General features: G+C 36.5%; 11 protein-coding genes and 1 riboswitch. Of the genes, 7 read left to right on the plus strand and 4 right to left on the minus strand.

The window, feature by feature from the left end:
- Window positions 1–11 precede the first annotated feature (11 nt).
- From LF886_RS15070 to LF886_RS15085, 4 genes are all read left to right on the plus strand, one after another.
- Window positions 12–1,079: a sensor histidine kinase gene (locus LF886_RS15070; protein WP_236850288.1), complete on the plus strand. Its 1,068-nt coding sequence runs from the start codon at window positions 12–14 to the stop codon at window positions 1,077–1,079.
- Complete coding sequence (locus LF886_RS15075) at window positions 1,076–1,831, plus strand: LytR/AlgR family response regulator transcription factor (RefSeq protein ID WP_103233260.1); 756 nt, start codon at window positions 1,076–1,078, stop codon at window positions 1,829–1,831. The genes LF886_RS15070 and LF886_RS15075 overlap by 4 nt, the downstream gene beginning before the upstream one ends.
- Before the next feature lie 59 nt (window positions 1,832–1,890).
- Window positions 1,891–2,802 carry a PhzF family isomerase gene (locus LF886_RS15080; protein ID WP_236850289.1) on the plus strand — a complete coding sequence of 304 codons (912 nt, stop codon included), beginning with the start codon at window positions 1,891–1,893 and terminating at the stop codon, window positions 2,800–2,802.
- Window positions 2,803–2,962: 160 nt separating this feature from the next.
- Window positions 2,963–4,201, plus strand: a complete 1,239-nt coding sequence (locus LF886_RS15085; protein WP_236850290.1) for an RNA polymerase sigma factor — start codon at window positions 2,963–2,965, stop codon at window positions 4,199–4,201.
- A gap of 76 nt (window positions 4,202–4,277) precedes the next feature.
- Here the strand turns inward: LF886_RS15085 and LF886_RS15090 are convergent, their stop codons facing one another.
- On the minus strand, window positions 4,278–4,892 hold the full coding sequence (locus LF886_RS15090) for a DUF1062 domain-containing protein (RefSeq protein WP_236850291.1): 615 nt from the start codon (window positions 4,890–4,892) through the stop codon (window positions 4,278–4,280).
- A gap of 525 nt (window positions 4,893–5,417) precedes the next feature.
- Here LF886_RS15090 and LF886_RS15095 point away from each other — a divergent pair.
- Both LF886_RS15095 and LF886_RS15100 read left to right on the plus strand, forming a co-directional pair.
- A complete protein-coding gene (locus LF886_RS15095; protein ID WP_236850292.1) occupies window positions 5,418–6,833 on the plus strand; it encodes an aldehyde dehydrogenase family protein in 1,416 nt (471 codons plus the stop codon).
- 116 nt (window positions 6,834–6,949) lie between these two features.
- Window positions 6,950–7,747, plus strand: coding sequence for a helix-turn-helix domain-containing protein (locus LF886_RS15100; protein WP_236850293.1), 798 nt, complete (start codon window positions 6,950–6,952; stop codon window positions 7,745–7,747).
- Window position 7,748: 1 nt separating this feature from the next.
- Here LF886_RS15100 and LF886_RS15105 read toward each other — a convergent pair whose 3' ends face one another.
- Together LF886_RS15105 and metE are read right to left on the minus strand one after the other, a co-directional pair.
- Window positions 7,749–8,459 carry a hypothetical protein gene (locus tag LF886_RS15105; RefSeq protein WP_236850294.1) on the minus strand — a complete coding sequence of 237 codons (711 nt, stop codon included), beginning with the start codon at window positions 8,457–8,459 and terminating at the stop codon, window positions 7,749–7,751.
- Between the two features lie 211 nt (window positions 8,460–8,670).
- On the minus strand, window positions 8,671–10,974 hold the full coding sequence (gene metE / locus LF886_RS15110; protein ID WP_236850295.1) for a 5-methyltetrahydropteroyltriglutamate--homocysteine S-methyltransferase: 2,304 nt from the start codon (window positions 10,972–10,974) through the stop codon (window positions 8,671–8,673).
- A 175-nt stretch (window positions 10,975–11,149) separates the two neighbouring features.
- A riboswitch (cobalamin riboswitch) is annotated at window positions 11,150–11,335 on the minus strand.
- Between the two features lie 195 nt (window positions 11,336–11,530).
- Between metE and LF886_RS15115 the strand changes: the two genes are divergently transcribed.
- On the plus strand, window positions 11,531–11,992 hold the full coding sequence (locus LF886_RS15115; protein WP_089690995.1) for an Lrp/AsnC family transcriptional regulator: 462 nt from the start codon (window positions 11,531–11,533) through the stop codon (window positions 11,990–11,992).
- Between the two features lie 47 nt (window positions 11,993–12,039).
- Here the strand turns inward: LF886_RS15115 and LF886_RS15120 are convergent, their stop codons facing one another.
- The gene (locus LF886_RS15120; RefSeq protein WP_236850296.1) at window positions 12,040–12,807 is read right to left on the minus strand and encodes a LytR/AlgR family response regulator transcription factor; all 768 of its coding nucleotides are present in this window, start codon (window positions 12,805–12,807) and stop codon (window positions 12,040–12,042) included.
- Between the last annotated feature and the right edge of the window lie 5 nt (window positions 12,808–12,812).

Raw genomic sequence — 12,812 nt, forward strand, 5'->3', positions numbered from 1 at the left:
CAATATTAAATATGGATTTTGCTGAAATTTTCAAAGATCAGGAGACAAAGAACAGGAAATATGTGATTGCTCTTTATTATTTCATTGTCACTTCCATCTACACCGTATATCAGATCTTTTTCTTCAATACCATTATGCAGAGCAGTATTCTGTCTAAAATCAGCCTGTGGGATAATTTTCCGCTGCAGTTTGTGCTTATATACCCTATTGTATTGGTGATGACTTTTCTGGATTATCTGTTGATCAAATTAATCAATGGAATTACTCCCATGCATACCAGTATGTATAGACATGCTTCTTCATTATTTGTAAGTAATATTCTGCTGTGTATTTTGCTGTATTTTGCATTCAATTTTATTGTTACAGAGATATTTGATGTAGGAATAAAGCAGTCTCTTTCTTATAAAACAGGTCTTATTCTTAATATAACTGCCAATTTGCCCATTCTGCTGATACTCGATTTATTATTTTACTTTCAGGCAGAGCGCAAAGCCATTAAAGCTTCTGAAAAAGCAAAACACAATATGCTGATGTATCAGTATAATGCATTGCGGGCACAGGTAAATCCACATTTTCTGTTCAATTCTCTGAATGTACTGTCTTCTTTGATATATGAAAATCAGGAACAGGCCAACAAATACACCAAAGCTTTGTCGCAGGTATACAGACAGGTACTTTCTGTAAGTAAAAAGCCACTGAATACCTTACAGGAAGAAATGCATTTCTTCCGCCAATACCAGTTTTTAATGGAAATAAGATTTGAGAAAGGCTTTGTTATTGATATCGGAACAATGGATCAATGGCAACATCAGAAAATTGTGGCTTTCAGCTTTCAGCTCCTGTTGGAAAATGCCTTCAAGCACAATATAAGTTCAGCTGCAACTCCACTGATGATCCATATTTCTGCTGATAAGAACGGCATATCTTTCCGAAACAAAATATCTTTGCGAAATGATGCCATCAAAGGAGAAGGAATAGGTCTCTCTTTTCTGATTGCACAATACGACCGCTATCACAAAAAACTGGAAATAATAGAAGAAAAGGATGAGTTTATTGTTAAAATACCTTTCGTAGAATGAAAAAATACCTGATCATTGAAGATGAGCGTCTGGCTTTTTCTGAACTGAAACGAATGATGGATAAACTCCGTCCGAATGATATATTGCTGGAAAGAACTCAAAGTGTGCTGGAGTCTGTGGAATTTCTCCAGGAAAACAACCCTGATTTTATTCTGATGGATATCAGCCTTTCGGACGGAAGTTGCTTTGAAATCTTCAATCATATCAAGGTGGAAGTTCCTATTATTTTTACGACAGCTTATGATGAATATGCAATCCAGGCTTTTAAAGTCAATAGTATAGATTATTTACTGAAACCTATCTCTGAAGAGGATCTGGAACGGGCACTTATAAAACTGGAAGACCTGCATTTTGACAGAGAACAGAAAGAAACAGGCATTCGTATGGTGGAATCATCATTGATGAAAAAAGTAAAAAACAGATATTTGGTACATTCCCGTGAAGGATATCTGTATGTGGAATCCAAAAATATCGCCTATTTCTATAGTGAAGAAAAAGTAGTGATGCTGCATACTTTTGACAATAAGAGATATATTATCAATTATACTTTGGACCAATTGGAAGATCAGCTCATTGAAGACCTATTTTTCAGGGTTTCCCGCAACTGCATTGCTAATATTAAAGCGATCAAAGGAATTAAAAAGGTGGAAAATAGCAGACTGAATATCGAATTTGAACCAGAATGTCCCCACGAAATTATTGTAAGCAGAGTACGGGTTCAGAATTTCCTGGAATGGCTGAATGATGATTAAATAATATGCTTAATCTCCGTGTTCATTTCTTATTTTTACAGTAAACTTAATCATCCGTCATGAAAGAAGTAATCGTCTATCAAATAGATTCTTTTACCAAAGAAAAATTCAAAGGAAATCCCGCAGGAGTTGTATTAAATGCTGAAAATCTTACCTCTGAAGAAATGCAGCTGATTGCCCGGGAACTTAACAATTCTGAAACAGCATTTGTTTTCAAACCTGATACCCGGGAAGAAAATTTTGACTATCATGTTCGTTACTTCACTCCTACCACAGAAGTTCCTTCCTGCGGGCATGCTACTATTGCCGCACTCTATGCAAAAGCTCAGGAAAACCAGCTGGATTCCTGCACCATTAAAATAAATACCCAAATCGGAGTATTACCAATTTATATTGACAGAAAAAGTAATGATTATCTTATCACAATGACACAAGGAAATTTTGAGCTGAGCCCTGTTTTTGATGCTTCAACCATTCAGAAAATTGTGCTGGCTCTGGGATTGACAATAGATGATCTTGATGAAAAATGTCCGGTACAGATCGCTTCAACAGGACATTCAAAAGTCATGATCGGCATTAAAAGCAGTACGACTTTAAATCAACTTACTCCTGATCTTTCCGCTTTGGAAAAACTTAGTAAAGAAATCGGCTGTAATGGATATTTCGTATTTACTTTTGATACGGATGAAAAAGATATTTTAACCAATGGAAGAATGTTTGCTCCAGCCATCGGTATTTCTGAAGATCCGGTTACCGGAAACGCTAACGGACCTTTAGGAGGTTATCTTATTCAGAACAAAATCAGGGAGGCTGCTGATGGGGTTTTTGAATTCACAGGAAAACAGGGTGAAACCCTCAACAGGATTGGTAAAGTAAAGGTACGAGTAACCGTCAAAGACAATCAACCTGATATCATAAGTATTACCGGAAATGCAGTAGGTGTTTTCAGAACAACTATGGTTCTGAAATAATTCCACCCATTATATTTACAAAAGTTGTCCCCGTTAGAGAGAATCAATCGTCATTGACATGAAGCAAAAAATTGGAAAGTGAAGGAGATCCCATTTTCATTGCGCTTCTGCGTATCCAAAGCAAATATAATTACATTTGATAGAGCCTTTTTGATAAACCATGGTCAATCCGAATGAAATAACGCCGCATTTATTCAGAACCGAATACAGCAAAATCGTTGCAGTACTTTGTAAAAGTTTTGATATTAAACATATCGAAATTGCAGAAGATATTGCCAGCGAAACCTTTCTGAAAGCTTCAGAATACTGGGCAATGAATGGGCTCCCGGATAATCCTGCAGCGTGGCTTTATACGGTGGCTAAGAATAAAGCAAAAGATTATTTCAAGCACCTTTCCGTTGTTGAAAAAAATAAACAGGAAGGAGTGAAAATATTTGAAAATGAAAATTATACAATAGACTTTGACACCAAAAACATCTCTGACAGCCAGCTGGAAATGATTTTTATGATCTGCAATCCTGTCAATTCCCAGGAAACCCAAATAGGTCTGGCTCTTCAGATTCTCTGTGGTTTTAGTGTTGAAGAAATTGCCAATGCCTTTCTTTCCAAAACGGAAACCATTAAAAAACGTCTGCAACGGGGACGGGAAAAGCTCAGAACCCATCATTTTACAATAGAATCTTTAAGTGAACAGGATATTCACCAACGTTTGGAAGCGGTATTGACTGCTTTATATTTACTGTTTAATGAAGGCTATTTCTCCAGAACAAATAATCTTTTAATCCGTAAGGATCTCTGTCTGGAAGCGATAAGACTCACCCTGATTCTTACTGATCATCCATTTACGAATACCCCTAAAACTAATGCATTACTGGCATTGATGTGTTTTCAGAGTTCAAGGCTGGATGCCAGAACGAATGATAAAGGGGAAGCGGTTCTCTTTGACGAGCAGGACGAAACTTTATGGGATAAAGCTTTGATTGAAAAAGGCAATTACTACCTGATAGAAGCCTGTCAAACCGACAGCACTTCCATTTCTAAATACCATCTGGAAGCAGGTATCGCTTATTGGCATACTTCTCCGGCTGGTCAAGATAAATGGCAGCATATTTTAAACCTGTACAATCAGCTTATCATTTTCGAATATTCTCCCATTACTGCTTTAAACAGAGCTTTTGCATTTTCCAAAGTCTATGGAAATAAGAAAGCAATCACTGAAGCAGAAAAACTTAGTCTCACAGACAACGAGTATTATCATGGATTATTGGGATATTTATATGCTGAGCTCGATACAGATGAAGCCATTCATCATTTTGAAGAAGCCATCCGTCTTACCCAATCAAAATCGGAAAAACAGACTTTGCAGAAACAGATCAATGTTTTAAAGCAATCAAAGTAAGATGTAAATAAAAAGCCCCCAGATCATTGATTTGGAGGCTTTATTTTAATTATTTGTCGTTGACAGTATTGACAATTTATTTCCCAATAAGATAAATATTGATCAGTTTTTGTCTGTTGATCTCAACAATGTCACCGTTTTTAATCTTATATTTCTTTTGTAAAGGTTTTTCATTACAATAAACTGCATCTGTGTCAAGCAGCAGATTCAATTGAGATGATGAAAGACCTAAACATGTTCGGATAACTGTTGAAGCTCTTATATTAAAATCAAAAGGACATTGTATTTGAAATGAAATCATTTCATTGTCTATATTGATAACATCCTCTACTGGAAGGCTTTGATATAGAATTTCATATTCTACACTTTCCAAATCTGCTTCCACATTATTTTTCCTTCTTATTTCCTGTGAGAAAGCATGTTCCCAGGCGATTTCCGTATTGTTTTCTGAAAATTTGTTGAATATCTCTTTATTGATGGATTCTGTTCTGATTCTTGAAAACACCGTCATGTTATAGGTATTATTGCATTTTACACATCTGTAAATTAACCATATATCAATATTCTTTTTTTGAGCATTCAATCTGAATTTATCGCTGCAATAAAACCTTTCGCTGTTACAATGACTGCATTTCTTTTTGAGTAAGGGAGTGTTTTTCGCTTGTACCTCCCATATATAGTGTGTACTCATTACTTATAATTGTGCTTAGTATTCTTTGTTGGATTTTTTCCATACTATTCAGGCATTACAAGAAAGTGGGTAGGCATCTGGCTCTTACCCCAAAGAGTATTTCTTAAGGTATAGTTTGCCATCTATTTCAGTCTTTGATCAATAATAATTGTTAAAATCGAAATAGCAGATACAGCTGCCCTTTACAGGCAATGCAATACATAATATGATTAAATGAAAACCTGTTCGGGTAGAGTTACCCAAACGAAAGAACGATCAGCCTGTGGTTACTGAGACTGATACTAAGCGATAATAAGTTTAAGAGTTGTTCTCAAAACGAGTTATTTACTTGGTTATGATAAAAATAGTCAATTTTATCGAAGAATAGGATGTATTTAAATTTTTATTAAAAAAACGAAATTATCAGACTGTATTTTCAAACAAATTAATGCTCTAAAATGAACCATACAACAAATAAAATTTGAGCCATACAGCAAACCTGTCTTTTCTGTTTCTGACGAACTTTGTGGTATTAAAATCATCAAAATGAAACAGATTAATACAATTTACATCAACGGTGAATTTGTTACACCGAATGGAACAGAAACATTTGACCTTATAAATCCTACAACCAATCAAAAAACCGGAGAAGTAGTTTTGGGAAATGAAGAAGATACCCGAATAGCCATTGCTGCAGCGAAGAAAGCATTCAAAACATTTTCAAAAACAACAAAAGAAGAACGCATCAGTATTCTTAAAAAGCTTCATGAAGCTGTGAGCAAACGGGAGGATGAACTGGTTTCTGCGATGGTGAATGAATATGGAGGAACATTACAATTCTGCAGAATGAGCGTTCAAAATGCAATTTCAGCCTTCACAACAACCATTACTACGCTGGAATCTTATGACTTTGAAAAAACAGTCGGACATTCTAAAGTCCGTTTTGAATCTCTGGGAGTAGTGGGAATCATTACTCCATGGAATGCCAGCAACAGTTTCATCTGCAGCAAGCTTGCCACTGCTATTGCTGCAGGATGTACCACCGTTATCAAACCAAGTGAAATGAGTGCGGCGCAAACCCAGCTGATTACGGAATGTTTTCACGAAGCAGGTTTACCGGAAGGTGTATTCAATATTATAAACGGATTAGGAAATGTTGTAGGCGCTGAAATTACCCAGCATCCGGACATTGCTAAAATCTCTTTCACCGGATCTACATTAACAGGAAAAGCAATTGCTAAAGGTGCTGTAGATACGATGAAAAGAGTGACATTAGAACTTGGCGGAAAGTCTCCTAACATCATCCTGGAAGATGCTGATCTCGATAAAGCCATTCCTATGGCTGTTTTCGGAGCTTATATGAACAACGGGCAGGCATGTATCGCCCCTACCCGTCTGCTTGTTCCTCAAAACAGACTGGATGAAGTGAATGAACTGGCTAAAAAAGCTGCAGGACAGGTAAAAGTAGGAAATCCTAATGAAGAAGACACTCTTGTTGGGCCTATGGTAAGTGCCAAGCAATTTGAAAGAGTACAAAGCTATATCCGTCTGGGACAGGAAGAAGGGGCTACGCTGCTTGCGGGAGGAGAAGGCAAACCGGAAGGCCTTGAAAGTGGAAATTTTGTAAAGGCTACCATTTTTACTAATGTCCGTAATGATATGCGTATTGCACAGGAGGAGATTTTCGGACCTGTATTGTCTATTATTCCTTATGCCAATGAAGAGGAAGCAATTTCGATTGCCAATGATACCACTTATGGTCTGGCAGCTTACATCAGTTCTGCGGATCAAGAACATGCAGAACGTGTTGCAGCCCAGATTGATGCCGGAAGAATATGTATAAACGGGTTCTCTCATGATCCTTTTGCGCCTTTTGGTGGTTTTAAACAAAGCGGTATTGGCCGTGAGTTTGGGGTGTTCGGACTGGAAGCCTATCTGGAACCAAAAGCTATTCTGGTGTAATATGAAATTCTTCACAGCAGAATGTTCCCAGGATCATTCTGCTGTGAAGATTCTACGATCCTAAAAAAGTTTTGTAAGTTTGAAAAAGAATCTATCAAAAAATAACCCTCTGAGCCATGAGCGAAAATAACATTCCCTTTCCTATCAACTATTCATGCCACTTTTCAGAATTCAGAGAAGGAGAACAGTTTGCACAGATTCACAGTCTTGGGCTGGTTATTTCCGGAGAAATGGAGTTGAATGACGGCATTAACAAAACCATATTCAAGGAAGGAGAACTCTATTCTGCAAGGAAAAACAGTTTATTGAAATTTGCAAAATACCCTCCTAAAAATGGTGAAATCAAAACTGTATCCATCTACTTTGATGATGCTATGCTGCATGACTTCAGCCGTGAATATGGATATCAGGCAGAGAAAAAAGATACTATTCCCGCCTTTATAAAACCGGATCAAAAGGCATTAACTTCTTTTATGTATTCATTACTGGCATATGAAGATCTTACTGCTTCCGAAGAAATTCTGCGTCTCAAACAGAAAGAAGCTTTACTGCTTCTGCTGAACTATGACCCGGGTCTTAAGGATATTTTATTTGATTTTTCGAAACCTTATAAAATTGACATTGAAGCGTTTATGAACAAGAATTTTCATTTCAATGTTAATGTAGAGCGTTTTGCTTACTTAACGGGGAGAAGTTTGTCTTCCTTTAAAAGAGATTTTCAGAAAACATTTGGGATCCCTCCAAGGCAGTGGCTGCAGCTCAGAAGATTACGGGAGGCTCATTTTCTGCTTACCCAAAAAGGAAGATCTGTTTCTGATATCTATCTTGATCTTGGATTTGAAAATTTATCTCACTTTTCTTTTGCTTTTAAAAAACAGTTTGGATTTTCTCCAAGCTCATTACAGGCAAAATAACTTAAACCTCATCTAGAAAAATATACCTGAAAGCGAGGATAACCAGGATCATAACTGCTATTGTAATGATTTTCACTTTCATATCACTTTTAAGATTTTCAGGAGCATAACGCAATGTTTTTTTATCAAGATAAAAATCCGTGTAAACCTCTGTATCAATTTTCAGATCAGGACGGAAAGTTTGTATGCCTTTCAGAAAATGTCCAATAAGATCATATCGGTTTTTAAGGGTAATTATATCCAGATTGATAAGCTTCTTTCTGGATTTTCTGTTTTCATCTTTTTCATGAACATACAGATTCTTTCTGAAGTTACCGTATTTTCCATTGGAAGCAGCTTCAGAATAGATATCTTTTGTATAAGGATCCTGGCTTTTGGCCAAATCCTGATATCTAATTTCTGAAAGAACTTTGTCATTCCTGTTAAGAAACAGAATTCCCTGATCGTTGATCAGCATACCACCGATCTTCTTATCTTTATTTCTGGTGATTTCATAAGCCAGCCAACCTGATAACGCTCCTGTAATAAGAAAGAGAAAAAGAAAGATCATCGTAGCAGAAGTGTCCGAAGAAGATGCTGAAACAGCCTCAATAAAAAATATGAGCAAAATAACAGCAATTACTGCAAAAAGAATGACGATGCTCCACCTCAGTCTGGCTATGTATTCAGGGCTGTAGGTTTCCGATCTCATTTCAGGAAATGATTCTTTCATGGGTTTATTTATAGTTAACTGGTTATCAATTGTCAACAATTTTTAAATAAAAAAAATATTCTTTTAAAAATGTCGAAGTGCAAAAATATACTATATAAATGAATAACCAATACCAGAGTTCATCAATGTTTTAGGGGGTTAAAAAGACAAATCGTGCTATGAAAATCATAACACGATCCGAATTGTTGAATCTAATTATTTGAAAGTTTTTTTAAAGTGCATATTCCACTGATGCTTCTTTAGCGGCTGCTACCATTGCTATTAAAGCTTTTTCTGTCTCGTCCCAATGTCTGGTCTTCAGTCCGCAGTCCGGATTTACCCAAAGCTGATTGGCAGGAATTACATTCTGGGCTTTTCTCAATAGCTCAATCATTTCTTCTTTTGAAGGAACTCTTGGTGAGTGAATATCATAAACGCCAGGACCAATTTCATTTGGATATTTGAAGTCTGCAAAGGCATTCAACAGTTCCATCTGAGAACGGGAACATTCTATGGTAATTACGTCGGCATCCATATCGGCAATGTTTTCAATAATATCATTGAATTCAGAATAACACATATGGGTATGGATCTGTGTGGCATCTTCTACTCCGCTTGCTGAAATTCTGAAAGCTTCCACGGCCCATTTCAGATAGTCTTGCCAGTCGGTTTTTCTTAATGGAAGTCCTTCTCTTATGGCAGGTTCATCAATCTGGATAATTCTGATTCCTGCTTTTTCAAGATCTACCACTTCATCACGGATCGCCAAAGCAATTTGTTTACATGTTTCCGAACGAGGCTGATCATCCCGTACAAATGACCATTGTAAAATCGTAACAGGACCGGTAAGCATTCCTTTCACCCATTTTTCAGTCTGAGATTGCGCATATTGAGACCAATATACCGTCATAGGAGTCGGGCGGGAAACATCTCCAAAAATTACAGGAGGCTTTACACAACGGCTTCCGTAGCTCTGTACCCATCCATTTTTAGTAAATACAAATCCTTCCAGCTGTTCTCCGAAATATTCAACCATATCATTGCGCTCAAATTCTCCGTGTACCAGCACATCAATTCCGATTTCTTCCTGCCAGCGAATCGTTCTTTGGGTTTCTTCTTTCAGTAGAGCATCATATTGTTCTGCTGTCAACTCTCCTTTTTTGAACTTTGCTCTCCAGCTTCTTACTTCTGTTGTCTGAGGAAATGATCCGATTGTTGTCGTTGGGAATAACGGAAGCTGTAATTCTTTTTGCTGTTCTTCTTTACGGATTTTGAATGTATTTATTCTTTGAGCATCCTTTTCAGTTACAGCATGGGCTCTTTGCTTCACTTTATCATTATGAATGAGAGACGACGTTCTTCTGCTTGCAATTGCTTTTTTATTGTCTTCAAATGTTGCAAGAATCTGTTCATTTTCTGTTCCGGAAGCCAGCTCTTTAAGCGTTACTATTTCTTCTACTTTCTGTTTGGCGAAAGCCAGCCAGTTTTTAATCTCAGCATTCAGGTTGGTTTCAAAATCCAGATCGCAAGGTGAATGAAGCAATGAACAAGATGGAGAAATTAAAATCCTTTCAGATCCTAATTTTTCAACAGCTTTTTTGATGAAGGACAATGACTTTTCATAGTCATTTTTCCAGATATTTCTTCCATCCACCACTCCTAATGAAAGACTTAAGCTTTCCGGAATAGCATTCAGAATATCATCCAACTGTTCAGGATTTCTTACAAGATCGATATGCAGTACATCCACAGGAAGTGAAGCAGCAAGCGATACATTATCTTTCAATCCGTCAAAATACGCGGCGACAATAAATTTCAGTTTCGGGAAACGTTTTCTTATTTCAGAATAAACAAAATGATAAGTTTCTTTCGCTTTCTCCGTTAAATCCAACGCCAGAAAAGGTTCGTCAAACTGAATCCATTCTGCGCCCTGCTCCTGAAGTTTTGTTAAGATCTCTGTGTATACGGAAAGAAGATTTCCAGCCAGATCCAGTTTATCAAATCCTTCTTCTTTTTCTTTTCCTAAAAGAAGATAAGAAACAAGTCCGATAATAACTGGCTTTGCGTTGATTCCCGCTTGTTTTGCTCCTGCAAATTCATTGAAAATTTTATCCGAGCTTAGCTTAAATTGCTGGTTTTTATAAAATTCGGGAACGATATAGTGATAATTGGTATCAAACCACTTGGTCATTTCCATTGCTGTGATATCCAATCCTTCTTTCTGATATCCTCTTGCCATGGCAAAATAAAGATCCAGTTCAGAATTATTCTTTTTCAGCACCACTTCATGATAACGTGCAGGGATCGCTCCTACTACAAGGCTCATATCCAATACCTGATCATAATACGAGAAATCATTGCACGGAATAAGATCAATTCCTGCTTTTTTCTGAATATTCCAGTTTTGGTTACAGATAGTTCTGCCTGTATTCAGAAGTTCTTCCAGAAGAATTTTACCTGACCAATATTGCTCGCAGGCTTTTTTGAGTTCTCTTTTGCTACCAATACGCGGATAGCCTAGAATGTGAGTTTGCATTTTTTAAACTTTTTAATTAAACTTAATGATAAAGCCCTTTAAAATGTTTCATAATGCTTTGGATAAAGAGTTTTTGGAAAATAGTAATATAGCGAACGGTACAATTTCTCTCACACGAAAAAATGTATTATCCGATATATCATCTGTATGACCCAAAAGCTTCAGACCGCGAAAGCATTGTCAATTCAGTAAAGGCAGGTCTCCTGACTTGTAACAGTTTCTGTCATCCTTCCCGCTTTGGCAGTGGATATGCAAGGACAGAAACCTTTGGTGTGTTACTTACAGTTGCGCGACAGCTCGTGATTCTCACACGATTCCCTATTAATTTACCTTAAGTAAAACCTTTCCTGTTTGATGAAGTATCTTTAAAGAACTGTACTTTTATTGATAACAATTGCCATCACTAAAAGTTTTTAATTTTGTGTAAAATTAATAATACAGAATAAAAGCGCAATCAAAGTAAATTAATTAAGCAAATTAATCTTTTAAAAAACAATACTAAAGCATATAATTCTGTAAATTTGACTGTTTTAATACTATAAAAGAATAATATTCTGTGGAACAACTCGATGATAAGGATGTACAGCTGCTCAGGCTGCTCCAGAAAAATGCAAAACTGACCGTAAAAGAACTTGCAAAAGAAGTAAACCTTTCTACTTCACCGGTTTTTGAAAGGGTAAAAAGACTGGAACAGGACGGATTTGTAAAAAGATATGCTGCTGTTCTTGATGCTGAAAAGCTCAACCGTGGGTTTACCGTTTTCTGTCAGATCAAACTAAAAATTCACGACAGGTCTGTAGGCTATGATTTTGTAAAAGAAATTTTAGAAATTGAGGAAGTTGCTGAATGCTATAATATTTCCGGAGATTTTGACTTTCTTCTGAAAGTACAGGTCAGAGATATGAAGCATTATCAGGATTTTGTATTTAATAAGTTAGGCTCTGTAGATTCCATTGGAAGTACTCACAGTACTTTTGTCATGGCTGAGGTGAAAAACAATCATGGACTGACCATATGATTTGATGAGGAGTTGAAAGTTATCGACTCTAAAAAAGATTTCATCCACTATTCTTCTATCCACTTTCTAAAGGAAGAGGTATTGCTTTGGCTGGTAATAAGATGGTCTTTGTATCCTTTTATTTTGATGGAGAGTGTGTTTTTGTTGTAGCGTTCTATTCTTTCAATATGTTTTTTTTGAACAAGTTCGCTTCTGTTGATCCTGAAAAAGGCTAAAGGATCTACCTGTTTTTCAATTTCTTTTAACGTTGATTCATTTAGCAGGTTTTTCTTTCCAGCAGTGTCAACGGCAAAAACAATTCCTTCTTCTGCTTCAAAGAAAGCAATATCTTCAGTATTTATAAAATAAATTCCCTGATGTGAACTGATTGTAAATCTCTTTTTATAGTTTTTTCCGGGATGATTGTTATTAAGCATTTGCTGAAGTTTTACTAAAACATCTTGCTGCTCAGAGGCTGTGCTTTTCAGTAACAGAAATTTGTTCCAGGCTTTTTGGAAACGATCCTTTGAAAATGGTTTTAAAAGATATTCTATTCCATTACTCTCAAAGGCATTCATCAAGAACTGATCATAGGCAGTAGTAAAGATAATCGGGCTGGAAATATCCACCTGATTATAGATTTCAAAGGCATTTCCATCCAATAGTTCAATATCAGAAAAGATCAGATCAACATTTGAATTTTTAAAAAAAGCGATAGCTTCTTCTACTTTGTCAATTTCTGCAACAATTTCAACGGATTCGTCCAGCTCATTGATGAAACGTTTCAATTTGTTTCTGGCCGGGATTTCGTCTTCGATGATTACCACTTTTATCATATTTC

The organism is Chryseobacterium sp. MEBOG07 (assembly GCF_021869745.1).
GTDB classification, from domain to species: domain Bacteria; phylum Bacteroidota; class Bacteroidia; order Flavobacteriales; family Weeksellaceae; genus Chryseobacterium; species Chryseobacterium viscerum.

What these genes read in the sequence shown, in the direction of transcription:
- LF886_RS15100 (WP_236850293.1), top strand. Translation starts at nt 6,950, where the DNA reads ATGAGCGAAAATAACATTCCCTTTCCTATCAACTATTCATGCCACTTT.
- LF886_RS15095 (WP_236850292.1), top strand. Translation starts at nt 5,418, where the DNA reads ATGAAACAGATTAATACAATTTACATCAACGGTGAATTTGTTACACCG.
- metE (WP_236850295.1), bottom strand. Translation starts at nt 10,974, where the DNA reads ATGCAAACTCACATTCTAGGCTATCCGCGTATTGGTAGCAAAAGAGAA.
- LF886_RS15090 (WP_236850291.1), bottom strand. Translation starts at nt 4,892, where the DNA reads ATGAGTACACACTATATATGGGAGGTACAAGCGAAAAACACTCCCTTA.
- LF886_RS15075 (WP_103233260.1), top strand. Translation starts at nt 1,076, where the DNA reads ATGAAAAAATACCTGATCATTGAAGATGAGCGTCTGGCTTTTTCTGAA.
- LF886_RS15080 (WP_236850289.1), top strand. Translation starts at nt 1,891, where the DNA reads ATGAAAGAAGTAATCGTCTATCAAATAGATTCTTTTACCAAAGAAAAA.
- LF886_RS15085 (WP_236850290.1), top strand. Translation starts at nt 2,963, where the DNA reads ATGGTCAATCCGAATGAAATAACGCCGCATTTATTCAGAACCGAATAC.
- LF886_RS15105 (WP_236850294.1), bottom strand. Translation starts at nt 8,459, where the DNA reads ATGAAAGAATCATTTCCTGAAATGAGATCGGAAACCTACAGCCCTGAA.
- LF886_RS15120 (WP_236850296.1), bottom strand. Translation starts at nt 12,807, where the DNA reads ATGATAAAAGTGGTAATCATCGAAGACGAAATCCCGGCCAGAAACAAA.
- LF886_RS15070 (WP_236850288.1), top strand. Translation starts at nt 12, where the DNA reads ATGGATTTTGCTGAAATTTTCAAAGATCAGGAGACAAAGAACAGGAAA.